The following is a 23,067-nucleotide window of genomic DNA, read 5'->3' as shown; positions in this document are numbered from 1 at the left end:
TCATTTTTAAAACTTCCTGCTAATCCTGGTGGTTCAAGATGCATAACTTAGCGAAAATCCCCGTAATTCCGCGAACTGGAAATTAGCGAGTATTTTTTCCAATTCCACTTCAAAAAAATAGAAAATTTCAACTTCAAATATCTGCATAAATTCCTATTGCAACCAATTGTGAAAAGCTCTAGAATTACTTTGGTAATCGAAATTTATGAGTGAAAGAAGGCGTTATTTGATGCCTAGAGCCTTGTGGCTTTTGATTATTGGGATGGCAGTAAATGTTACTGGTTCCTCTTTTTTATGGCCTCTGAACACCATTTATATACATGAGCATCTCGGCAAATCGCTGTCTGTTGCAGGTATCGTCCTGATGCTGAACTCTGCTGCCAGTGTTATTGGCAACCTTTTTGGCGGCAGTCTTTTTGATAAAATTGGCGGTTATAAGTCTATTATTCTTGGAATCAGCATTACCATCATGGCGCTGCTTGGCTTGACCTTATGGCCTGGCTGGCCGCAGTATATTTTCTTTTTGACATTGGTTGGCTTTGGATCTGGAATCGTTTTTCCGGCAATGTACGCAATGGCAGGTTCGGTCTGGAAGGAAGGCGGACGTAAAGCGTTCAACGCCATCTATGTAGCGCAGAACCTCGGAGTTGCGGTTGGAGCGGCGCTTGGCGGTCTTGTCGCATCTTATTCATTCCAGCTGATCTTCATGGCGAACGCAGTGATGTACCTGATTTTTATGATGATCGCGATTTTTGGCTATCGCAGCATCGACACGCGGGCAGCGAAGCAGACGAACGTTCTGCAGGAAAACGGAGTGATCAAAAGCCATACCAAGCTGTATGCGCTCCTTATCCTTGCTGTTGGCTACTTGCTTTGCTGGGTTGGTTACGTACAGTGGCAAACCACGATCGCAGCTTATACACAGGAATTGAAAATCTCCCTGAATCAATACAGCATCCTCTGGACAATCAACGGCGCTATGATCGTTCTTGGCCAGCCGGTTGTAAACAGGCTGATCAAGCCGTTCCAGAATAAGTTAAAGCTGCAAATCGTCATCGGGATGGTCATCTTCATGGTTTCCTATGCAGTTGCTGCAGGAGCTAATGCATTCTCAGGCTTCGTGGCTGGTATGGTGATCCTGACGATTGGAGAAATGCTGATCTGGCCGGCCGTTCCGACAATCGCAAATGACCTGGCGCCAAAAGGACGGGAAGGCTTTTACCAGGGAATCGTCAACAGCACCGCAACTGGCGGCAGGATGATCGGCCCGCTCATGGGTGGAATCCTTGTCGACCTTTATGGTATGCCAATGCTATTCGCGATTCTTATTGCCCTCATGTTTATCGGGATCTTTACTACTGTCATTTACGATCGGAAACTAAAGGAATCCCACAATGTGGCTGCACAAGTATAAATAACAATAGGCTCTGTTATAGCGAAAAAATTTTTAAACACCTGTTGATTGTAGTGGAAGGCGCGAAGACTCCTCCGAAAATGCTAACGCATTTTCATCGTGCGTGGGCAGGTTCGAGGAAGCTAACTCAATGTCCTGCGGGATGAGAAAGTCACGGGAGACCCCGGAGGCGCTAAAAGCGCTGAGGAGGCTCCCGGACTTCCCGCGGAAAGCGAAGCGCCTGGAACGAAAATCAACAGCCGAGTTAACAGAGCAAAACAAAGAGGAGTTGGGCTGGTAAGCCTGGCTCCTTTTGTTATCGGTCACAATTTATGCATTTTTTCTCGATAAAAAATGCATATTTTACATCTAAGATAGGACTGTGTGATTATGATATAATCATACTTTGAAAGACAAGGGGGTGAATGGATTGAAATTTAAAATCCTCGGAATTGCGTTTTTGGCTGCAGGTTTATTAACTGCCTGTAATGGCGGGGAGGAAACTGCTGAACCTGAAAAACAACAACAAGACATCAAGGAATTGGTGAGTGATTACAGCATGGGCAAAATTAAGGGACACAATGCTTCCATCACCTCACAAGAGCTGACAATTGCTGATAGTGAAGGGGACAAGCAAGTCTACGATATTTCGGAAGAAGACTTCTTCGTCTCAATTGCGCCTTACGAAAATCAAACCCATCCTTGAACGAATCATAGCTTGACAGGTTGTCAAGGTGAACTGGTCGAAAAAGAGTTTGATGTATATATTGAGGATGAAGATGGCAAGGTGATCGTTGATGAGAAATTGACATCCCATCAGAATGGTTTCATCGATTTGTGGCTTCCACGTGATCAAAAGTTCAAAACAAAGATTGGATATGACGGCAAGACTGTTGAATCAGAGATATCCACTTTTGAGAATGACGCAACCTGCATAACAACAATGCAGCTAAAGTAGACTAAAACACCTGTTTTTAGGTGTTTTTTTTATGCTTGTATAATGTTTTCAGAAAAGTGTGATAAAATCAAAAGAAAAACCAGGTGACGGATTATGAATACAAAGCTTTTACATATACCGGCAGATATTATTGAAACCATTGTTGAGAATGCCTTTGAATGGCTTGTTGTAGTAGATCGGGAAGGAAGGATCATTTATATCAATCATAATTATTGTGAATTCCTTGAAGTCAATCGTGAAGAAACGATTGGCCGTCATGTGACACAAGTGATCGAGAATACGAGGATGCATATTGTGGCCCAGACGGGAAAGGAAGAATTGGCAGACTTGCAATTTATCAAGGGAAATTACATGATTGCCAACCGGGTGCCCATCATAAAAAATGGGGAAGTCATAGCCGCCTTTGGGACGGTATTTTTCAGGGATACTCAGGAATGGATGAAGATGGACAGCCATGTAAAAAGCCTGCTGACCAGGATGCAGCCATACATCCAAAAAATTGATTCAGGCGTGAAATATACGCTTGATGACATCCTGGGCGAATCGCAGCAGACTATCAGTTTAAAAGAAAAAGTAAAAATGGTATCCAACAGCAATATTTCGATTCTGATCAGAGGAGAGAGCGGAACAGGGAAGGAATTGTTCGCTCACAGCATCCATCAGCTAAGCAGCCGGAGCCAGAAGCCGTTCATCAAGGTGAACTGCGGCGCAATCCCAGAGAACCTGCTCGAATCCGAGCTGTTTGGCTATGAAGAAGGAGCTTTCACAGGCGCGAAAAAAGGAGGGAAGAAGGGGAAATTCCAGCTGGCTAATGGCGGTACCCTTTTTCTGGATGAAATCGGGGACTTGCCGCTAAGCATGCAGGTTAAACTTTTGCGTGCGCTCCAGGATGGGGAAATAGAACCGATTGGTTCAACGAAATCCATTTCAGTTGATGTCCGGATCATCGCTGCCACAAACAGGCCACTTGAAACCATGATTGAAGAGAAGCGATTCAGGGAGGACCTTTTTTACCGGATCAATGTGGTTCCTTTCAGCGTTCCCCCATTAAGGGAACGCGCTGAGGACTTAACACTGCTGATCGGCCATTTTATCGATAAAGTCACGAATCGGTTAGGCAAGCGGATCGCAGGGATTGAAAGGAACGTCATGGATATACTGAAATCCTACAGTTGGCCGGGTAATATCCGCGAACTGGAAAATGTCATTGAAGCTGCGGTCCATTTGACAAAAGGAGAACAGATTACACTGGATTCCTTGCCGGATTATCTGCAAACACAGACAGCCATGTATCGATTCAATAACAAGAAGCTTAAGGATATTGTTGAAGAAACAGAAAAGTGGGTACTGATGCAAAGTCTTGAAAGAAATAAAGATGACAAAGTCCTGGTAGGCAGAGAGCTGGGGATCAGCAGGTCAACCCTGTATGAAAAGCTTAATAAATACGGCCTCTTGTAGTCCGGAAATTCGGAATGCTGTCCGAGTTTTCGGACTTTCTTTTTTCTAGCAATATTTTAATATGTTTTCACTGTATGAATGGTAATTAATCAGAGGGAAAAGGACAGGTTAACTCTATTAGGTAATGGTAATGATAGATTGATAGCGTCCGGAATTCCGGAATTAAATGACTGAAAATTGAGAATAAATGTTGATTCTCATCCTTCGAAAAGTTGGCACGATAGTTGCAATAAGATAATACAGCAATTTTATTCAATATATTTGTAAGCGTTATCATCTCGTCAAACAAGGAGGGCAGTGTGCGTTTATCTTTATTTTAAAAATCAAGGGGGAAAAAGAATGCTGAGTATGATTGGATTAATTGGCGGTCTGGCTTTATTGATTTATTTGACGATGAGAGGTATGAACCTGCTTATTGTTGGACCGATTTCTGCGTTATTTGTTGCCGTTTTCAGTGGGATGCCACTGTTTCCGCAGCTCGTTGAAGAAGGAGCTGCCAACTTTGTCGGCAATTATATGTCTGGTTTTTCTGGTTTCGTTACTGCATGGTACATGATGTTCCTGCTCGGGGCGATTTTTGGAAAGGTGATGGAGGATAGCGGCGCGGCTGACAGTGTGTCTGAGTTCATCGTGGACAAATTGGGGATGAAGTTTGCGGTGCTTGCGATCGTCGCAGCCTGTGCCGTGCTGACTTATGGAGGCGTAAGTTTGTTTGTCGTAGCATTTTCGGTTTATCCAATGGCATTGAGCTTGTTCAGGCAGGCGAATTTGCCAAGGCGTTTCATTCCGGCGGCACTGGCTTTCGGTTCGGTTACCTTTACAATGACTTCCGCCGGGTCTCCGGAAATCCAGAACTGGATTCCCATTCAATTCCTGGATACTTCACCGATAGCAGGCTGGGAGGTCAGTGCCATCGTTGCGGTTTTCATGATGATTTTTGGATACTGGTGGCTGAAACGAATGATTACAAAGGCCGTCGCAAGAGGGGAGAAATTCGAAGCGAGGAAGACCGATCCAATGATGGAAAAGCGAGAGCTTCCGCATCCGCTTATGGGTCTTATACCGTTAGTTGTGGTACTGGTTATTTCTTTCGTTTTCCATGATTCATTGAAACAATCAGCATTGATTATCGCCCTGCTTGGCGGGGTTGTATCTGCCTATCTATTAAATCGCAAATACTTTAAGAATTTCTGGGAAGCTCTTTCTGAAGGAACGATGGGTGCGTTGATTGCAATTGGTAACACAGCTGCAGTCGTCGGATTCGGCGGTGTCGCCAAAGCAGTGCCGGCTTTCCAGACGGCGGTAGATGCGATGACGAATATTCCAGGCAGCCCGTTGATTGGTGCGGCAATCGCCGTCAGTGTCATTGCCGGTATGACTGGATCGGCATCCGGTGGTCAGGCAATCGCGCTTCCATTACTCGCTCCGCATTACATGGATATGGGTGTCAATCCGGAAGCTCTTCACAGGGTAGCGGCAATTTCCTCGGGTGCGCTAGATTCACTGCCGCACAATGGTTACGTAGTCACGACCGTCCGGGCGATTTGTGGTGAGTCCCATCAGGATGCTTACAACCCAGTGGCTGCTGTGACTGTCATTGTTCCGTTGATTGGCGTAGCAATCGCGATTGTTCTATTCTCTCTAGGATTAGGAATTTAAGAAAGGAGATTCCCGATGGTAAAAGATAAAGTGGTGATGATTACCGGTGCCGCCCAGGGAATCGGGTATGAGATTGGCAAAAGTTTTGCTGAGCAGGGCGCGAAGGTATTTTTAACAGATTTACAGGAAGAGGCTGTAGGGAAAGCGGCTGCCAGCCTGCGTGAATTAGGGCATGAAGCCGCTGGATTGAAATGTGATGTTACCAGAGAAAAAGACATTGAGGAGGCAGTGGCAAAATGCATTGAGCACTTTGGTACAGTCGATGTTCTTATCAACAACGCTGGTTTGCAATATGTCTCCATGATCGAAGACTTTCCGACTGAAAAATTCGAACTGTTGATAAAAGTAATGCTCACGGCACCGTTTATAGCATTGAAGCATGTGCTGCCAGTCATGAAAAAACAAGGTTTTGGGCGGGTGATCAACATGGCATCCATCAATGGGCTTGTCGGTTTCGCTGGTAAAGCAGCTTACAACAGTGCCAAGCATGGGGTCATTGGACTAACAAAGGTTGCAGCTCTTGAAACCGCTGAGCACGGCATTACAGTAAACGCAGTTTGCCCGGGGTATGTCGATACACCGCTTGTGCGAAACCAGCTTTCCAGCCTTGCGGAGACAAGGAACGTGCCGCTCGAAAAAGTGCTCGAGGAAGTCATTTTTCCGCTTGTTCCGCAAAAACGCCTGCTGGCTGTCGATGAAATCGCCAGTTATGTTATGTTCCTGGCCAGTGATGCGGCCAAAGGAATCACTGGCCAGGCGGCGGTCATTGATGGAGGGTATACGATTCAATAATCAAAATAAGCTGGCTCCCTTTTGGGCAGCCAGCTTATTTTGACTTTGAACTCCTATATTTTAGCCTGGTCAATATATTTATGGAGAATATTCTCTACATTCTCGATATGACTGAGCATCATATTTCTTGCTTCTTCTGCTTTCTGTTCTTTTATTGCTTCGTAAATAGCATAATGTTCGTCATGGAGCCGATCTGTTGTCGTTTGTTTCGAGTAAAGCCAGAGCCGGCGGGTATCCTTCATCGTTTCTCCCATCAGGCCTGAAACATGGTTCATCAAGCTGATCAATAAAGGATTATGCGAGCTTTCAGCAATGGCCATATGAAATTGCAAATCGGCTTTTTCACCAAGTTCCTCATTACCACTGGCATGTTTCATATCCTCAAGCGCCTCTTTCATTGTCTGCAGCTGCCCTTCAGTCCGTTTCTTTGCAGCGGAAAAGACAGTGCCAGCCTCAAGGATTTTCCTCACTTCCAGCAGATGTGCTGTATCCTGAGCATTCATCAGGATGGCCGTCGATAATGGAAAGCTAATCTGCTCTGACTCGAACTCCCTCACATATGTTCCTTCGCCCTGTCTGATTTCAATAAGCCCCATTGCTCTTAATGCAGTCAATGCTTCCCTGATAGCGGAGCGCCCCACCTGGAAATTCTCCGCGAGCTGCGGGACCGAATCCAGTTTATCGCCTGGTTTCAATTGTCGCGACTTGATCATTCCGTAGATTGCTTCGGCTACTTCTTCATAAATCTTTTTAGGTTTTATTTTTTTATATTGCAAAGTAAAGCCCCCAATATTCCGATCTCTTGACTCCCATTATACAATTTCACTTTAGCTATGTAATATTCTTTATCATCATTATGGGTTGGAAGCAGGAAATCCCAATATAAACACACTTCACAAAGTTATATTTCACTAACTTTTAAAATTATATTGATATTTACGCTAGAACCATCCTATAATTTAGATAGGTCGTGCTAATGACCCGGTCATCAGATGACCTTACCATTACTTGTAAGCGGTTGCGATTTCTGCGAATTATAGGAATTATTGATAGTTTTAAAAAATAAATCATACATGCGAAATAGCGTCCTGGCTTGGACCCTAAAGCATCGTGCTTTAAACGTATGTTCAGGCTTCTTTTTATCTGACAAGGAACATCGTTTTATTTAACTGACATAGGGGGAACTATCATGGTTACAAACACAGTCAAAGAAAAGATTATTTCAATTGTAAGTCCTGTTAATTTTGATGATTCCAAAACGGGAAGACTCGTTTATTCATATGATGCAACACCTAATTTCCAATCAATGCCGGATGCAGTTGTAAGTCCGCGAAACAAACAGGAAATTTCACAGATTGTGAAAATTTGCAATGAATATCAAATTCCGATTGTCCCGCGCGGATCAGGAACGAATCTTTGCGCAGGTACTTGCCCGACAGAAGGCGGAATTGTGCTTCTTTTTAAACATATGAACAAAATCCTTGAAGTCGATGAAGAGAATTTAACTGTTACTGTTCAGTCCGGTGTGGTAACTCTTGATTTAATCAACGCAGTCGAGCCGAAAGGCCTGTTTTATCCACCGGACCCAAGCTCTATGAAAATATCAACCATCGGCGGCAATATCAATGAAAACTCTGGCGGTCTCCGCGGCTTGAAGTATGGAGTGACAAGGGATTACGTAATCGGGCTTGAGGCTGTGCTGCCAAACGGGGAAATCATCACAACAGGAGGAAAATTGGCGAAAGATGTTGCTGGATATGATTTTACGAGACTGCTTGTTGGCTCGGAGGGGACATTGGCCATCATTACCGAAGCAACCTTAAAGCTGATTCCTATGCCAGAGACAAAACAAACAATGCTGGCTTTATATCAAGACATAGAAGCAGCAGCTAAATCAGTTTCCAAGATTATCTCTAGCAAAATCATTCCGGCTACGCTGGAATTCCTGGATCAGCCGACATTGAAGGTAGTGGAGGATTTTGCGAAGATTGGGCTGCCAACAGATGTCAAAGCAGTGCTATTGATTGAACAGGACGGTCCTGTTGAAGTGGTCGAGCGTGACATGGCGAGGATTGCCGAGGTTTGTAAAGAGGAAAGAGCTGTGTCTGTGCAGCTGGCCCAAACAGAAGCTGAAGCTGAAGCACTGAGGACTGCGCGCAGAAGTGCATTGTCCGCACTAGCGCGGTTAGCACCGACGACCATTTTGGAGGATGCGACTGTTCCAAGGTCAGAGATTGCGAGAATGGTCAATGCAATCAATGAAATTGCGGCTAAGTATAACCTGAATATTTGTACTTTTGGCCATGCGGGAGATGGAAACCTTCATCCTACATGTCCGACGGATTCCCGGAATCATGACGAAATGGAAAGAGTCGAGAAGGCATTTGCCGAAATTTTTGAAAAGGCGATTGAATTCGGCGGAACGATTACAGGTGAGCACGGCGTCGGCGTCATGAAAGCACCGTACCTCGAGTTGAAATTAGGAGAAGCAGGAATTGCGGCTATGAAAGCTGTGAAAATGGCCCTTGATCCTAACAATATCATGAATCCTGGTAAGGTTTTCGCGAAGGACAGCAGGAAACGGGTGGTGGTTTCAAAATGACAACGGTTCAAGAACAGCAGAGAATCCAGACAGAATTCCAGGAAAAGATGGACCAGAACGAACTATTGAACTGCATGCGCTGCGGGTTCTGCCTTCCGACATGCCCAACTTATATCGAATCAGGCTATCAGGAATCACATTCACCACGCGGCCGGATCGCGCTTATGAAGGCGGTTGTCGATGGAATTATTGAACCGGATGAGGACTTCGAACGTTCACTTGACCTGTGCCTTGGCTGCCGTGCATGTGAACCTGTCTGTCCATCAGGAGTGAACTATGGCCATCTTCTCGAAGAAGCCCGTGACATTGTCAATCAAAACAAGAAGTTTTCAATGCCGGTAAAAATGGTCAGAAATGCAGTCTTCAAAGGACTATTCCCACATCAGGAGCGGATGAGGGGACTGACTGGGCTGATTGGCTTCTATCAACGTTCCGGCCTGCAGAAAGTGGCGCGCGGAACAGGTGTGATGAAGCTGTTCCCTGAGTCACTCGCAACGATGGAAAAGGTTCTTCCCCAGGTGCCGACAATGAAGGAAATGAAAAATCGTCCTGAGCACCTTGAACCAATTGGCACGAAGACGCATAAGGTCGCATTTTTCAGCGGCTGCCTGATGGATACGATGTTCCTGGAAACAAACAATGCAACAATGAAGCTCTTGCAGCTTGCAGGCTGTGAAATTGTCATCCCGAAGGACCAGGCCTGCTGCGGCGCGCTTCATGGGCATAGTGGTGAAAAGGAAGATGCGAAGGTACTTGCCCGCCGCAATATTAAAGCCTTTGAGGACACCGGGGTCGATTTCATCATCACCAATGCAGGGGGCTGCGGTGCCTTCCTTGTTGACTATGACCATTTGCTTAAGGATGATCCGGAATGGAAGGAAAGGGCTCAGGCATTTGCTGATAAAATCATGGATATATCGCAAATCCTGGTTGAAGTAGGCTTTCATGAAAAAGTGGACCTCCAATTGGCGCATCAAATCATTACGTATCAGGACTCCTGCCACCTTCGAAATGTCATGAAGACAGCATCAGCACCGAGGACATTGCTGCAGTCCATCAAGGGAATTCAATACCAAGAGATGGAGAATGCCGACCGCTGTTGTGGTTCAGCAGGAATTTATAATATTGTTGAGAGTGAAATGTCGATGCAGCTCCTTGATTCCAAAATGGTTCAGGCAAAGGCCACCCATGCAACGACGGTTGTTACCGCAAATCCAGGCTGTCTTCTTCAAATGAAGCTCGGGATAGAGCGTGAAGGTCTTTCTGGCAAAATGAGAGGCGTGCATATTGTTGACCTGCTTTTGGAAGCAGCGCAATCGGAAAAATAACCACCTAGAACCCATCTGAATCTTCGGATGGGTTCTTTTTTGTCCACGTCCCGGTATGTAAATGGGTGCACCAAAAGGCAATACAGGCATATACTACTCACTATCATCAAAAATTCTATCCCCGCTTGCATATGTGAGGGAATTTTATTACAATATCTCTATATTCATAATGAAAGACTTCGACAAGGAGTAGTAGTGGTGCAAAGCCTGATGTAGAGAGCTGGCGGTTGGTGCAAGCCAGACAGGATTCATCATGAACTCGCCTTTGAGTCGCAGGCGCGAATTTTTTAGTAGCGTTTGCCGTTTTCCGCGTTAAGGATGAATGAAGCGAGTGTTACACACTAATTTGGGTGGTACCGCGGGAGATCATACATAACCTCTCGTCCCTTTTACAGGGGCGGGAGTTTTTTATTTTTCTGGAGATAAAGGCTTGGCGCAAGTCCAACAATGTCGCCGTCTTTTCAATCAACAAGCTCCACACCGCTAAAAAATAAATCGAAACCAAACAGGAGGACATTGACGATGAGTTTTAACCATCAGGAAATCGAGAAAAAATGGCAATCGCATTGGGAACAGAACAAAACGTTTAAAACAACTGAAGATAAAGGGAAAGAGAAGTTCTACGCGCTTGATATGTTCCCGTACCCATCTGGTGCTGGCCTTCACGTTGGCCACCCGGAAGGTTATACAGCGACTGATATCCTTTCACGCATGAAAAGGATGCAGGGCTTCAACGTCCTTCATCCAATGGGCTGGGATGCTTTCGGCCTTCCTGCTGAGCAGTACGCATTGGATACAGGGAATGACCCGGCAGAGTTTACGGAGCAGAACATCAACACGTTCCGCCGCCAGATCAAGGCATTAGGTTTTTCATACGACTGGGACCGCGAAGTCAATACAACAGACCCTGAATACTACAAGTGGACGCAATGGATTTTCCTTAAGCTCTATGAAAAAGGGCTTGCATACATTGATGAAGTTGCGGTTAACTGGTGCCCGGCTCTTGGAACAGTTTTGGCGAATGAAGAAGTTATCGACGGTAAAAGTGAGCGTGGAGGACATCCGGTGGAACGCCGTCCGATGAGACAGTGGATGCTGAAGATCACTGCGTATGCAGACCGTCTTCTTGAAGATCTTGATTTACTTGATTGGCCGGAGAGTTTGAAGGATATGCAGCGCAACTGGATCGGCCGTTCAGAAGGTGCGGAAATCACCTTTAATATTGAAGGACATGAAGGAACATTCACGGTTTTCACAACCCGTCCGGATACACTGTTCGGCGCAACATATGCAGTGCTTGCACCTGAGCATCAATTGGTTGATAAAATCACTACTTCAGAACAAAAAGCAGCAGTTGAAAAATATATCGATGAAATCAAGAGCAAGAGTGATCTTGAGCGTACAGACTTGGCGAAGGACAAAACTGGCGTCTTCACTGGCGCTTACGCGATCAACCCAGCGAATGGCGAAAAAATGCCAATCTGGATCGCTGACTATGTTCTTGCATCCTACGGAACAGGGGCGATCATGGCAGTACCTGGCCATGACGAGCGTGACTACGAATTTGCGAAAAAGTTTGATTTAGAGATCAAGGAAGTCGTTGCCGGCGGAGACATCGAGAAAGAAGCATATACTGGCGACGGCGAACACATCAACTCTGAATTCCTTAACGGCATGGGCAAAGAAGAGGCAATTAATAAGATGATTGCTTGGCTTGAAGAAAAAGGCATAGGTACGAAAAAGGTCACTTACCGCCTTCGCGACTGGCTGTTCAGCCGCCAGCGCTACTGGGGTGAGCCGATTCCAATCATCCACTGGGAAGATGGAACGATGTCTGCTGTACCTGAAGACCAGTTGCCTTTAGTTCTTCCTAAAACGACGGATATCAAGCCTTCTGGTACAGGCGAGTCTCCACTTGCCAATATTCATGACTGGGTGAATGTAGTGGATCCTGAAACAGGCAAAAAAGGCCGCAGGGAAACGAACACAATGCCACAATGGGGTGGCAGCTGCTGGTACTATTTGCGCTATATTGATCCGAAGAATGATCAGGCACTTGCAGATAAGGAAAAATTAAAGCAATGGCTGCCTGTTGATATTTATATCGGAGGCGCAGAGCACGCAGTACTTCACTTACTTTACGCTCGTTTCTGGCACAAAGTCCTTTACGATGTAGGAGTTGTCCACACGAAGGAACCTTTCCAAAAGCTTTTCAACCAGGGAATGATCCTTGGTGAAAATAATGAAAAGATGAGCAAGTCAAAAGGCAATGTCGTCAACCCGGATGAAATTGTCGAAAGCCATGGTGCGGATACGCTTCGTCTTTACGAAATGTTCATGGGACCTCTTGAAGCATCCATCGCATGGTCTACTAATGGTTTGGACGGATCACGCCGCTTCCTTGACCGTATCTGGCGCTTGTTCGTCAACGAAAACGACAGCATAAGCGACAAAATCCAGGATACTGAAAATCAGAACCTTGAGAAGGTCTACCACCAGACTGTTAAAAAGGTGACAGAAGATTACGAGGGGCTTCGTTTCAATACAGCTATTTCGCAAATGATGGTCTTCATTAACGAAGCATATAAAGCTGAGGTATTACCGCAAGCTTACGTAGAAGGCTTTGTAAAAATGCTTGCCCCAATAACGCCGCATATCGCGGAAGAGCTATGGGCTAAGCTTGGCCACGGTGAGTCAATCACTTATGCAGCATGGCCAGCATATGATGAAGCCAAGCTTGTCGATGATGAAGTAGAAATCGTTGTCCAGGTAAACGGTAAAATCAAAGCAAAAATGATGGTGCCGGCAGATGCAAACAGAGAAACTCTTGAGCAGATTGCGATGGGCGATGATGCTGTCAAAGAGCAAATTGACGGAAAGACAGTCCGCAAGGTAATCGCAGTACCAGGAAAGTTAGTTAACATAGTCGCAAATTAAGGTTTTTTCCCAAAAGGGTCGTGTAATGGCGACCCTTTTGGTTTTTTAATAAAATACCCCATAAGGTTTATTCTTTGTAATTTAAATTTGGTTTTTATATAATAAATAGGGGAAAATACATTAAGGTATTGTATCCTTAAAATAGGATTAATTTTACTAAATATTGGAGGAAATGACTAATGAATAAAGTTGAAACCATCACACCTGAAGAACTTCAAAAGAAGCTGGAAGCGGGCGAAAAGCCAGAAATGGTTGACGTTCGTGAACATGACGAAGTTGAATCTGGAATGATTCCTGGAGCTAAGCACGTACCAATGGGAGAAATTCCTGAAAGAATGAACGAATTCGACAAAGACAAAGAATACATCTTCATCTGCCGTTCAAGCGCGCGCAGCGGCAACGTCTGCCATTACATGAACGAGCAAGGCTTCAAAGTCCGCAACATGGTTGGCGGCATGATGAGCTGGGGCGGAGAAATAAAACGCCCATAATTATAAAATTCTGAAAACCTGGCCAGAATGGATGTAAAAAAGGAAGGATGACTTCCCTTGATCCAGGTCAGAGTTTTTGATCATGAACATGAAAAAGATCTAGAACAGGATATGAACCGCTTTCTGGAAAAGCTCGATGAAAAAAAGCTTTTAGACATTAAATACAATGTCGCGGTCCTGCCAGAAGAAGAGGACGAAGAACAGATCTACTGTTTTTCAGCCATGGTCGTGTACAGAGCCTGAGTGGATTCACTCAGGCTCTGTTTTTTGATATAGGATTACGGACAGAAACAGATGGAAAATGATTAAAAGTGTCCGTCATCAAAGTTATGACGGACAGAAACCAGCGGAAATCACGAAAAGGTGTCCATCATCAGGGGCATGACGGACAGAAACCAGCGGAAATCACGAAAAGGTGTCCATCATCAGGGTCATGATGGACAGAAACTGGTGGAAACCACGAAAAAGTGTCCGTCATCAGGGTCATGATGGACAGAAACAGGTGGAAATCATGAAAAAGTGTCCGTCATTAAGGTCATGACGGACAAAAACAGGTGGAAACCACGAGAAAGTGTCCGTCATCAAGCTCATGACGGACACTAAGTCATTAATCTATTTTTTGAGCGCATATTCCCCTGCATTAGTCCCAGCAAGCCGGCCGGTGACAAGTGCGGAGGTGATATTGTAGCCACCTGTATATCCATGGATGTCGAGGATTTCACCGCAAAAGTATAGTCCTTCGGCTTTCTTGGATGCCATTGTCTGTGGCTCGACTTCTTTGACTGATACGCCGCCTCCGGTAACAAATGCTTTATCAAGCGGCAGGGTGCCATTCACTTTGAACTCGAATTGCTTTACTGATTTGGCGAAGCTTCTAATTTTTTCATGACCTAGCTGTCCGCCCTGCATCGCTGGGTCAATCTCATTCAGCTCAAGCAGGAACAAGAGGTACCGTTCTGGCAGAAGACCCTTCAATAAATTCTTTACGGCTTTTTTAGGCTCGGCTTTAATCAGTTTATTGATTTCCTGGAACAATGCTTCTTCTTTCATGTCAGGAAGGGCATCAAGGGACATGACAACTTCTTTCAGGTTCCATTTTTGCATCGCTTTGACGACGAACTGGCTGCAGCGCAGGACAGCAGGCCCGCTGACACCGATGTGTGTAAAAATCATATCCATCTTATGCGTAATCAGCGCTTTCCCTTTTGGATTCAGGACGCTGAGAGCCACTCCTCTCAGCGATAGTCCCTGCAGAACTTTTTCTTTTATAAAGGGTTCAGAGGACGTCAACGGCACTTCAGTCGGGAAAAGTGTTGTGATCGTGTGGCCTGCTTTTTCAGCCCAGGCATACCCATCTCCGGTAGAACCGGTATGTGGCACTGATTTTCCTCCGACAGCAATGATGACACTGTCCGCATAAAAAAATTCGCCATTTTTCAATTCGACAGATTCAGCCTTGCCATCTTTGTAGTGAACATCGGCAACAGGGGTGTTCGTTTTGATTTCTACTTTCAAATCTTTAAGCTTAGATAAAAGAGCGTCTACAACCGACTGGGCTTTGTCACTGACCGGGAACATCCGACCATGATCCTCTTCTTTTAGCTGTATTCCAAGCCCTTCAAAAAATGAAATGATATCTTCATTGCTAAAAATCGACAGTGCGCTGTATAAGAACCGCCCATTTCCGGGTATATGTTTAATGATTTCATCCACGGGCAGCCGATTCGTCACATTGCAGCGACCCCCGCCGGAGATTGCCAGCTTTCGGCCAAGCTTGTCTCCTTTGTCGATCAGCAGCACCTTTGCTCCCTGCTCACCAGCAGCTATCGCAGCCATCAAGCCAGACGGACCGCCGCCAAGGACGATTACATCGTATTTCATTGCTTCACCAACTTTTCGTATTACTTTTTTAAAAATCATTTGAGCACTTTTATTATTATAATCCATCTCTTCATTAAAAACATTTCCTTGAATGATGTTCTTCAAACGGCAGTAAAAGAATTACAGCCCGGAAAACTGGCAGTCATGCTGGAGAAAGAGTAAACTAGGGGATGCAGGAAATTACGGCAACAAGGATGCAGGAAATTACTGCTATAAGATGCGAGGAATTCTTGCCGCTAGGATGCAGGAAATTTCTGCATCTATTGATAAATATCATAGTGACTGGTTTTGTTTATGGTAAAATACAAGTTTGTAATCTGTTTTTATTTTATAGATTGAAAAGTAGGGATCTTATGTCATCTAAGCTTTTAAGAGGGACGTTCATACTGACGCTTGGCACGATTTTATCTAAAGTACTTGGGTTGTTTTATGTTATTCCTTTTTTCGCGATAGTAGGGGATTATGGGACAGCTCTATACTCATTCTCTTATATTCCTTATACAATTTTCATTAGTATTGCTACAGCTGGCGTACCGCTTGCTGTTTCTAAATTCATAGCCAAATACAATGCTCTTGAAGAATATGCAATCGGAAGGAAGTTGTTTAAATCCGGTGTGGCCGTAATGCTGGCAACCGGTATTCTCTCCTTCTTGATTATGTATGTTACTGCTCCCGGTCTAGCCGAGCTTGTTATGGATAAAAGCAGTGATGAAAATGTCAAAATAACCGCTGCTAATGTGACCACGGTTATCCGAGCGGTCAGCTTTGCCTTGATTGTCGTTCCATTCATGAGCTTGATCCGCGGCTTCTTCCAGGGACATCAGTCGATGGGGCCATCGGCAGTATCACAGGTTGTAGAGCAAATTGTCAGGATTATATTTGTACTGGCCGGAGCCTATTTTGTTCTGAACGTGATAGAAGGAGATATGGTTACAGCTGTTAGTGTAGCCACGTTTGCCGCGTTCATCGGGGCTCTTGGCAGCCTTGGAGTACTTGGCTGGTACTGGATAAAAAGAAAACCTCATTTAGATAAACTGCTCGAAGAAGACAAGAAGACAATGGACATTTCTTTGAAGGACATCTATAAGGAAATCCTGCTTTATGCAGCTCCTTTTGTTTTTGTCGGGATTGCCAATCCCCTATTCCAGTTTGTTGATATGATGACATTTACCAGAACGATGATGTCAGTTGGTTTTAGCCAGAATGAAGCGAGTTCGGCTTTTTCAGTCCTCAATTTCCAATCACATAAGCTCGTCATCATTCCGGTATCTCTTGCTACGGCATTTTCATTGACACTGGTACCAAGCATTACAAAGGCATTTACAGAAAACGACCGCAAGGGTATGAGACGGCAGCTTGACCAGACATTTCAGGTATTGATGTATCTGACTGTACCGGCGGCTATTGGGATTGCGATACTTGCTGAACCGATGTATACCGTTTTCTATGCGCATAATGACCTGGGCACAGAGGTTTTGACAACCTACGCCCCAGTAGCCATCCTGTTCGCACTTTTCTCAGTCACAGCTGCTATCCTCCAGGGAATCAATGAGCAGCGTTTTACAATTTTGAGTTTGCTTACTGGATTATTGGTGAAACTAACCTTCAATATCCCTTTGATCAAACTATTTGAAACCCAAGGAGCTGTTATGTCAACAGCTTTAGGCTACATGGTAGCGATTCTCATAAATATGTTTGTAATCAAAAAGTTCGCCAAATACCCAATGGGTTTTATGGCAAGAAGAATTACTCTGATTTTGATTTTCTCCGGCTTGATGGCTGGAGTTACAATGGCGTTCTATGAAATGCTTGTCCAGTTCCTGTCACCGGCTGCCAAGTTCCAATCGATTGTGCTTATTGGAATCTCAGCGCTAGTAGGAGCCGTGGTTTATTTTTACCTCGGATTCCGGACCAAGCTGGTGGACAGGCTCTTCGGAGACCGGGTCACCAAGATCAAGCGCAAATTAAGGCTGCCGGTATAAAAAGAAAATGGCCTTCTCTCATGAAGGCCATTTTTGCTAACATTCTAGTAGTAAAAATTCTGGTCTTCTTGCCTTAAGCCGAGACGGCGTTCGATCCTGTCGACCCTGCGCTCCAGCCGGTCCAACTGGTTGTTCAATCTTTGAATCTGCCGTTCAAGGCGATCTATCTGGCCGCCTCCTGGATAACCGCCGCCAGGATATCCTCCACCGGGGAATCCGCCGCCTCCGCCTGGAAGGCCGGGAAGCGGGATGTACAAGCCTTGTCCTTGTTGACGATAATTCATTTCAGGTCATCTCCTCATAGTCTTGTATAAAGTATGATATTAGTCTATGTAAGGAACCGGAAAATGGAATGGGCATCCGCCCAATAGAATAAAGGAGGTTAAGCGATGAGAATCGATAAAGTGCTTTCCAACCTTGGATATGGAAGCAGGAAAGACGTGAAGAAACTTTTAAAAGATGGTGCTGTAAAAGTTAATAATGAAATCGTCAAGGATGCAAAGCACCATGTGAATCCTGAAAATGATTCAATCACTTTAAACGGTGAAGAAATTCATTATAGAGAATTTATCTATTTAATGATGAACAAGCCGCCAGGTGTCATATCAGCGACGGAGGACAACCGTGATGAGACGGTCATCGACCTGCTTGAAATCGAAGACCAGGTATTCGAGCCATTCCCGGTAGGCAGGCTTGATAAGGATACGGAAGGCCTGCTGCTGATCACGAATGATGGCCAGCTTTCCCACAAGCTTTTATCGCCGAAAAAACATGTGCCAAAAACGTATTTCGCGGTAATTGAGGGGGAAGTGACGGAAGATGATATTGAAGCATTCAAACAAGGTGTCACTCTTGATGATGGTTATGAAACAAAACCAGGGGACCTCGTTATTTTAAAATCGGGCTTGACGTCTGATATAGAACTGACAATCACAGAAGGAAAATTCCATCAGGTGAAGCGGATGTTCGAAGCTGTTGGAAAAAGAGTCATTTATCTAAAGCGATTATCGATGGGGCCGCTGAAGCTGGATGAAACGCTTGAGCTCGGAGAATACAGGGAGCTTACCGACGAAGAAGTGGAAATGCTGCAAACTTATGAAGTATAAAAAAATCGCCAAATTGCTTTGGCGATTTTTTTTTTACGATTTATTAATTTGATAAGTGTCCAGCTCCAGCTCCAGCGCCTAGCCCCTCGAGTCGCTTGTCTAGTGTCGCCTCCTAGAAACTCNNTATACATTTCTATTTCGGTCCTGCCAATGAAGTCAAAGAACGACTTCACTGTCAGGCCCTCTGAGGCACACGAAGTGCTAACCCGCCAGCCACAGGACGTGGCGCTCTAGGCGGGCAGCGCTTGTCGGGGCTGACCAAGGCGCTTACGCTTTTCGTTCTACGATGACATCTTTACCTTTTTCTGGGTCGTTGTCCATTTACCTCGGCTCGGACTTTTCACTAAGTCGTTATAAGCCAGGACATTCAAATCCCTCTGGATGGTTCGAGGAGTAATTCCGAATTCCTCTACAAGATCTTGAGTTGTGACAGTTCCATTCTGACATATATACATGTAGATGGATTTGATGCGGTTTATCATCCGGTTAGTCGAAGGTTTCAAACAACCACTCCCTATCCTTTTTTAAACCCCTTTGTCATATTCCTGCAACCGACTATTGATTGAAGACGAATCCTCAAGTATGTAGTTTTCTTCTTTCCAGACAGCTCCTTTTGCGTCCATTTTAAAAGGCAGTCCTAAGATGTCTTACCTTTTGGACTATTTTACACTTTAATAAAATATAATTCCAGATAATTTACTGTTTTTTATGAAAAATTAATAATTTGCTCAGGACGTACCCCCTTCATAATGGTTTATATACTTAACCATATGGTGTTAAACAGGTTAAATATGACATTTATTAGAAAATTACAAAAATTAATTAAACTGTAACTTTACTTTTACCCGCGGTTTACGAAAAGAGGTGATAAGGAGTAAAATAATATTCAAGTTTTCAAGTGAAGATTTAGAGTACAATAAGAACATCTTCTCGCTTAAGTGTTCCTGAAAAGGGAATACCATCTTTATACATATAAAATTAAATTGGAGGTTTACATGGATGACTTCAATCAATTGGACACAGGAAGTAGAAAAAAGACAGAGTGATTTAATCAAAGACGCACAGGAACTGCTAAGAATCAAAAGTGTTCTTGACGAAGAGAATACGTCTCCGGAAGCACCGCTTGGTGAAGGGGTCAAGGAAGCATTGGACTTCATGCTTCAGTTGGGTGAAAAGGATGGCTTCACTCCAAAGAATGTTGGCAATCTTGCTGGCCATCTTGAGTTCGGGCAAGGAGACGAAATTGTTGGTGTTCTCTGTCATGTCGATGTTGTTCCTGAAGGGGACGGCTGGACAAGTGACCCATACGGTGCGGAAATTCGCGATGGTAAAATCTTTGCTCGTGGCGCAATCGATGACAAAGGGCCAACTATGGCAGCATATTATGCAATGAAAATAGTTAAAGAATTAGGATTGCCTCTGAACAAGCGGGTCAGGATGATCATAGGTACGGATGAGGAAAGCGAATGGCGCTGTGTTGATCATTATTTCGAACACGAGGAAATGCCGGCGATGGGCTTTGCCCCGGATGCTGACTTCCCGATCATCTACGCGGAAAAAGGCATCGCTGATTATGACTTGGTTTCAAAACCAGCCAGTATGGCAAAAGAAGGCTTCGAGGCTGAAGTCATCGAATTTTCATCGGGCCGCCGTTATAATATGGTACCGGATTTTGCGAAGGTCACCTTGGTAGTACAGCAAGGACAAACGGATGTTGTCCAGCGCTTTGATGAATTCAAAAAGAATAATGGGTTAGACGGCAAGGCAATCGTTGAAAGCGGCAAACTGATCCTTGAGCTAGAAGGTGTTTCAGCTCACGGCATGGAGCCGGACAATGGGAAAAACGCAGGCCTATATATGGCAGGATTCCTGTCTGAATTGAACCTTGATGGAAACAGTGAAAAGTTCTTTCAGTTTGTCGCCAAGTACCTGGGCAAAGATTCACGCGGCAAGGAATTGGGCGTCGCCTATACAGATGACATCACCGGAGATTTGACGATCAATGTTGGTAAACTTTCTTACTCAAAGGATAAAGGTGGCCGCGCTGGCTTGAATATGCGCTACCCAGTGACAACCAATCTTGAAAAGACAAAAGAAACCTTAAATGGGGTATTAGAATCTGAGGGACTTTCCATCGAGAATTTCTCAAACTCAAATCCGCATCATGTTGATGAAAGTGACTTCCTCGTCCAGACGTTGAAAAAAGTGTATGAAGAACAAGTTGGGGAAAAAGCTGAACTTATTTCAATTGGCGGAGGAACATATGCAAGGTCGTTAAAGTCAGGTGTGGCATTTGGTCCACTTTTCCCAGGAAGACCTGATATCGCCCATCAGAAGGATGAATATATGATTATTGAAGACTTACTCAGAGCTACTGCGCTCTACGCGCAGGCGATCTATGAATTGGCAAAATAATAAAGACATTTCCGTAAAACAAGGAGGGGGAAGAGCATGGAATATGTAATTGTAGATGGCGAGGTTCTTGACCGGACGGTCGCCAAGGTAGACATTGAGGACAGAGGCTATCAATTTGGCGATGGTGTATATGAAGTCATCCGGATTTATAATGGCAAAATGTTCACGGGAAAAGAGCATTTGAACAGACTTGTAGAAAGTGCAGAAAAAATCAGGATGAAATTGCCTTTCAGTCCTGAGGAGCTTGAAGCAAAAATGCAAGAGCTGATTTCGAAAAACGAATTGGACACTGGTATTGTTTATATGCAATTTACAAGAGGGACTTCGCCTCGTAATCATGTTTTTCCTGCCGGTGATGTGCAGCCAACCTTTGTCGCATACACGCGCAAGGTGTCACGCCCTGTGGAATCCATGGAAAAAGGAGTCAGGACGATTCTTGATGAAGACATCCGCTGGCTTCGCTGTGACATTAAAAGCTTGAATTTGCTTGGCAATCTGTTATCCAAGCAAAAAGCGGCAGAGGCAGGTTGTTTTGAAGCAATCCTTCATCGAGGAGAAACTGTAACTGAGGGAAGCCATTCCAACATCTCGATTGTCAAAGATGGTGTGATCATCACACACCAGGCAGACAATTTGATTCTTAATGGAATCACCAGACAAAAGATGCTCGAGATTTGCAGCAATGAGAGTATTGCTTTTGAGGAACGAGCATTCACCCTTGACGAATTGTCTGCGGCTGATGAAGTCTTTTCATCGGGAACAACAGTCGAGGTCATGCCGATTGTTGAAGTGGACGGGAAGCCTGTAGGAAATGGGGAGCCAGGCCCTGTCACCAGGAACCTGCAAAAACTCTTTAGAGCGGAAATTGAACGCCATTGCGGCAAATTATAACTAAAATACTGAACCTGCAGATAGATAAGCTGCAGGTTTTTTACTTTTTTTGGACACTACCTTGTGGGCGCTAACGGCCAAGTACCTTTCTTTGTTTTTTCTCGGTAGTAAATGGGTATCATAAAAATATTTAAATCATCCGGAAACCTGCTTTTTGTTCAAAATCATACACATTACAGCAGAATACCGAACAGGGGGAACAGTAATGAAATTCACTTCTGAACAGCATATAGAATTGCATGGATTCAATAATCTGACGAAATCATTAAGTTTTAATATGTATGACATCTGTTATACGAGAACAAAAGAAGAGCGCGAAGCTTATATTGAATATATTGATGAACAGTATAGTGCCGATCGTCTGACGAAAATACTTACGAATGTTTCCGACATTATCGGGGCCCATGTACTGAATGTGGCCAAGCAGGATTATGTCCCGCAGGGTGCAAGTGTGACGATTTTAGTATCTGAAGGACCGGTCGTCGAGGTTCCTGATGAAGCATATGATGAGTCGCCTGGACCGCTTCCTGATAATGTAGTCTTACAGCTTGATAAAAGTCACATCACCGTCCATACGTATCCTGAATTCCATCCTGATGAAGGAATCAGTACGTTCCGTGCCGATATCGATGTCTCCACTTGCGGGGAGATTACGCCATTGAAAGCCTTGAATTACCTGATTCACTCCTTCGAAACAGATGTCATGACGATTGATTATAGGGTAAGGGGATTCACGAGGGACAAAGATGGCAACAAGTTGTTCATCGATCATGACATAAGCTCGATTCAAAATTACATCCCGGAAAATGTAAAAGAACAATACGATATGGTCGATATCAATGTGTACCAGGAAAACATCTTCCATACAAAGTGCAAGCTAAGAGAATTTGACTTGGATAATTATCTATTCGGTTATACAAAGGAGTCACTTTCACCAGAAGAACGGGAAGAAATCACCGAGAGAATCCAAGCTGAAATGGAAGAAATCGTGTCAGGAGTGACACTCCATTCTGGTACGATTTTTGAGGATGATGAAGAAGAAATGGAAAACAACGAGTAAAAAAGCGTGTGGCTGAGATATTTTACAGACTGCAGACGAACTATTTATAAATGGTTTGTCTGCAGTCTTTTTATAGTCAAAGATTAAATGTGGGATTTAAAAAAGGTACCCTTA

General features: G+C 44.4%; 19 protein-coding genes and 1 other annotated feature. Of the genes, 15 read left to right on the top strand and 4 right to left on the bottom strand.

Annotation, left to right across the window (positions count from 1 at the left end; all coding sequences use genetic code 11):
- Positions 1-229: 229 nt before the first annotated feature.
- From J7E32_RS08080 to J7E32_RS08060, 5 genes are all read left to right on the top strand, one after another.
- A complete protein-coding gene (locus J7E32_RS08080) occupies positions 230-1,414 on the top strand; it encodes an MDR family MFS transporter (RefSeq protein ID WP_214906164.1) in 1,185 nt (394 codons plus the stop codon).
- Positions 1,415-1,823: 409 nt separating this feature from the next.
- Positions 1,824-2,351, top strand: a complete 528-nt coding sequence (locus J7E32_RS08075; protein WP_286182885.1) for a CueP family metal-binding protein — start codon at positions 1,824-1,826, stop codon at positions 2,349-2,351.
- A gap of 93 nt (positions 2,352-2,444) precedes the next feature.
- Positions 2,445-3,809 (top strand): sigma-54 interaction domain-containing protein, encoded by a 1,365-nt coding sequence (locus J7E32_RS08070; RefSeq protein WP_214906161.1) that lies wholly within the window; start codon positions 2,445-2,447, stop codon positions 3,807-3,809.
- A 339-nt stretch (positions 3,810-4,148) separates the two neighbouring features.
- A complete protein-coding gene (locus tag J7E32_RS08065) occupies positions 4,149-5,468 on the top strand; it encodes a GntP family permease (protein WP_214906158.1) in 1,320 nt (439 codons plus the stop codon).
- A 15-nt stretch (positions 5,469-5,483) separates the two neighbouring features.
- Positions 5,484-6,260, top strand: coding sequence for a 3-hydroxybutyrate dehydrogenase (locus J7E32_RS08060; protein WP_214906155.1), 777 nt, complete (start codon positions 5,484-5,486; stop codon positions 6,258-6,260).
- Between the two features lie 53 nt (positions 6,261-6,313).
- Here the strand turns inward: J7E32_RS08060 and J7E32_RS08055 are convergent, their stop codons facing one another.
- Entirely contained in the window at positions 6,314-7,036 is a 723-nt protein-coding gene (locus J7E32_RS08055) for a FadR/GntR family transcriptional regulator (protein ID WP_214906152.1), read from the bottom strand.
- Positions 7,037-7,449: 413 nt separating this feature from the next.
- Here J7E32_RS08055 and glcD point away from each other — a divergent pair, with 413 nt between their 5' ends.
- The 5 genes from glcD (at position 7,450) to J7E32_RS08030 (ending at position 13,861) form a co-directional block, all read left to right on the top strand.
- Positions 7,450-8,862, top strand: a complete 1,413-nt coding sequence (glcD, locus tag J7E32_RS08050; protein ID WP_214906148.1) for a glycolate oxidase subunit GlcD — start codon at positions 7,450-7,452, stop codon at positions 8,860-8,862.
- Positions 8,859-10,190, top strand: a complete 1,332-nt coding sequence (locus J7E32_RS08045; protein ID WP_214906145.1) for a (Fe-S)-binding protein — start codon at positions 8,859-8,861, stop codon at positions 10,188-10,190. The genes glcD and J7E32_RS08045 overlap by 4 nt, the downstream gene beginning before the upstream one ends.
- A gap of 170 nt (positions 10,191-10,360) precedes the next feature.
- Positions 10,361-10,581: a binding site (T-box leader), on the top strand.
- Between the two features lie 131 nt (positions 10,582-10,712).
- Positions 10,713-13,127, top strand: coding sequence for a leucine--tRNA ligase (gene leuS / locus J7E32_RS08040; protein WP_214906142.1), 2,415 nt, complete (start codon positions 10,713-10,715; stop codon positions 13,125-13,127).
- A 179-nt stretch (positions 13,128-13,306) separates the two neighbouring features.
- Positions 13,307-13,618: a rhodanese-like domain-containing protein gene (locus J7E32_RS08035; protein WP_214906139.1), complete on the top strand. Its 312-nt coding sequence runs from the start codon at positions 13,307-13,309 to the stop codon at positions 13,616-13,618.
- Positions 13,619-13,675: 57 nt separating this feature from the next.
- Positions 13,676-13,861, top strand: coding sequence for a sporulation protein Cse60 (locus J7E32_RS08030; RefSeq protein WP_167834517.1), 186 nt, complete (start codon positions 13,676-13,678; stop codon positions 13,859-13,861).
- 369 nt (positions 13,862-14,230) lie between these two features.
- On the opposite strand, the gene J7E32_RS08025 is transcribed toward J7E32_RS08030, so the two are convergent.
- The gene (locus tag J7E32_RS08025) at positions 14,231-15,499 is read right to left on the bottom strand and encodes a BaiN/RdsA family NAD(P)/FAD-dependent oxidoreductase (protein ID WP_214906324.1); all 1,269 of its coding nucleotides are present in this window, start codon (positions 15,497-15,499) and stop codon (positions 14,231-14,233) included.
- Positions 15,500-15,852: 353 nt separating this feature from the next.
- Between J7E32_RS08025 and J7E32_RS08020 the strand changes: the two genes are divergently transcribed.
- Positions 15,853-17,481 carry a putative polysaccharide biosynthesis protein gene (locus tag J7E32_RS08020; RefSeq protein ID WP_214906136.1) on the top strand — a complete coding sequence of 543 codons (1,629 nt, stop codon included), beginning with the start codon at positions 15,853-15,855 and terminating at the stop codon, positions 17,479-17,481.
- Positions 17,482-17,525: 44 nt separating this feature from the next.
- Here J7E32_RS08020 and J7E32_RS08015 read toward each other — a convergent pair whose 3' ends face one another.
- A complete protein-coding gene (locus tag J7E32_RS08015) occupies positions 17,526-17,765 on the bottom strand; it encodes a hypothetical protein (protein ID WP_214906134.1) in 240 nt (79 codons plus the stop codon).
- 105 nt (positions 17,766-17,870) lie between these two features.
- Between J7E32_RS08015 and J7E32_RS08010 the strand changes: the two genes are divergently transcribed.
- Entirely contained in the window at positions 17,871-18,587 is a 717-nt protein-coding gene (locus tag J7E32_RS08010; RefSeq protein WP_214906132.1) for a pseudouridine synthase, read from the top strand.
- Between the two features lie 281 nt (positions 18,588-18,868).
- Here the strand turns inward: J7E32_RS08010 and J7E32_RS08005 are convergent, their stop codons facing one another.
- Positions 18,869-19,090, bottom strand: a complete 222-nt coding sequence (locus J7E32_RS08005) for a DeoR family transcriptional regulator (RefSeq protein WP_023626930.1) — start codon at positions 19,088-19,090, stop codon at positions 18,869-18,871.
- Positions 19,091-19,586: 496 nt separating this feature from the next.
- Here J7E32_RS08005 and pepV point away from each other — a divergent pair, with 496 nt between their 5' ends.
- The 3 genes from pepV (at position 19,587) to speD (ending at position 22,953) form a co-directional block, all read left to right on the top strand.
- Positions 19,587-21,002: a dipeptidase PepV gene (gene pepV / locus J7E32_RS08000; protein ID WP_214906130.1), complete on the top strand. Its 1,416-nt coding sequence runs from the start codon at positions 19,587-19,589 to the stop codon at positions 21,000-21,002.
- Between the two features lie 36 nt (positions 21,003-21,038).
- Positions 21,039-21,893: a D-amino-acid transaminase gene (gene dat, locus J7E32_RS07995; protein WP_214906128.1), complete on the top strand. Its 855-nt coding sequence runs from the start codon at positions 21,039-21,041 to the stop codon at positions 21,891-21,893.
- 205 nt (positions 21,894-22,098) lie between these two features.
- Positions 22,099-22,953, top strand: a complete 855-nt coding sequence (gene speD / locus J7E32_RS07990; RefSeq protein ID WP_214906126.1) for an adenosylmethionine decarboxylase — start codon at positions 22,099-22,101, stop codon at positions 22,951-22,953.
- Positions 22,954-23,067 lie beyond the last annotated feature (114 nt).

Source organism: Bacillus sp. ISL-55 (genome assembly GCF_018613155.1).
GTDB lineage: Bacteria > Bacillota > Bacilli > Bacillales > Cytobacillaceae > Mesobacillus.
This window is presented reverse-complemented; position numbering and strand designations above follow the sequence as displayed.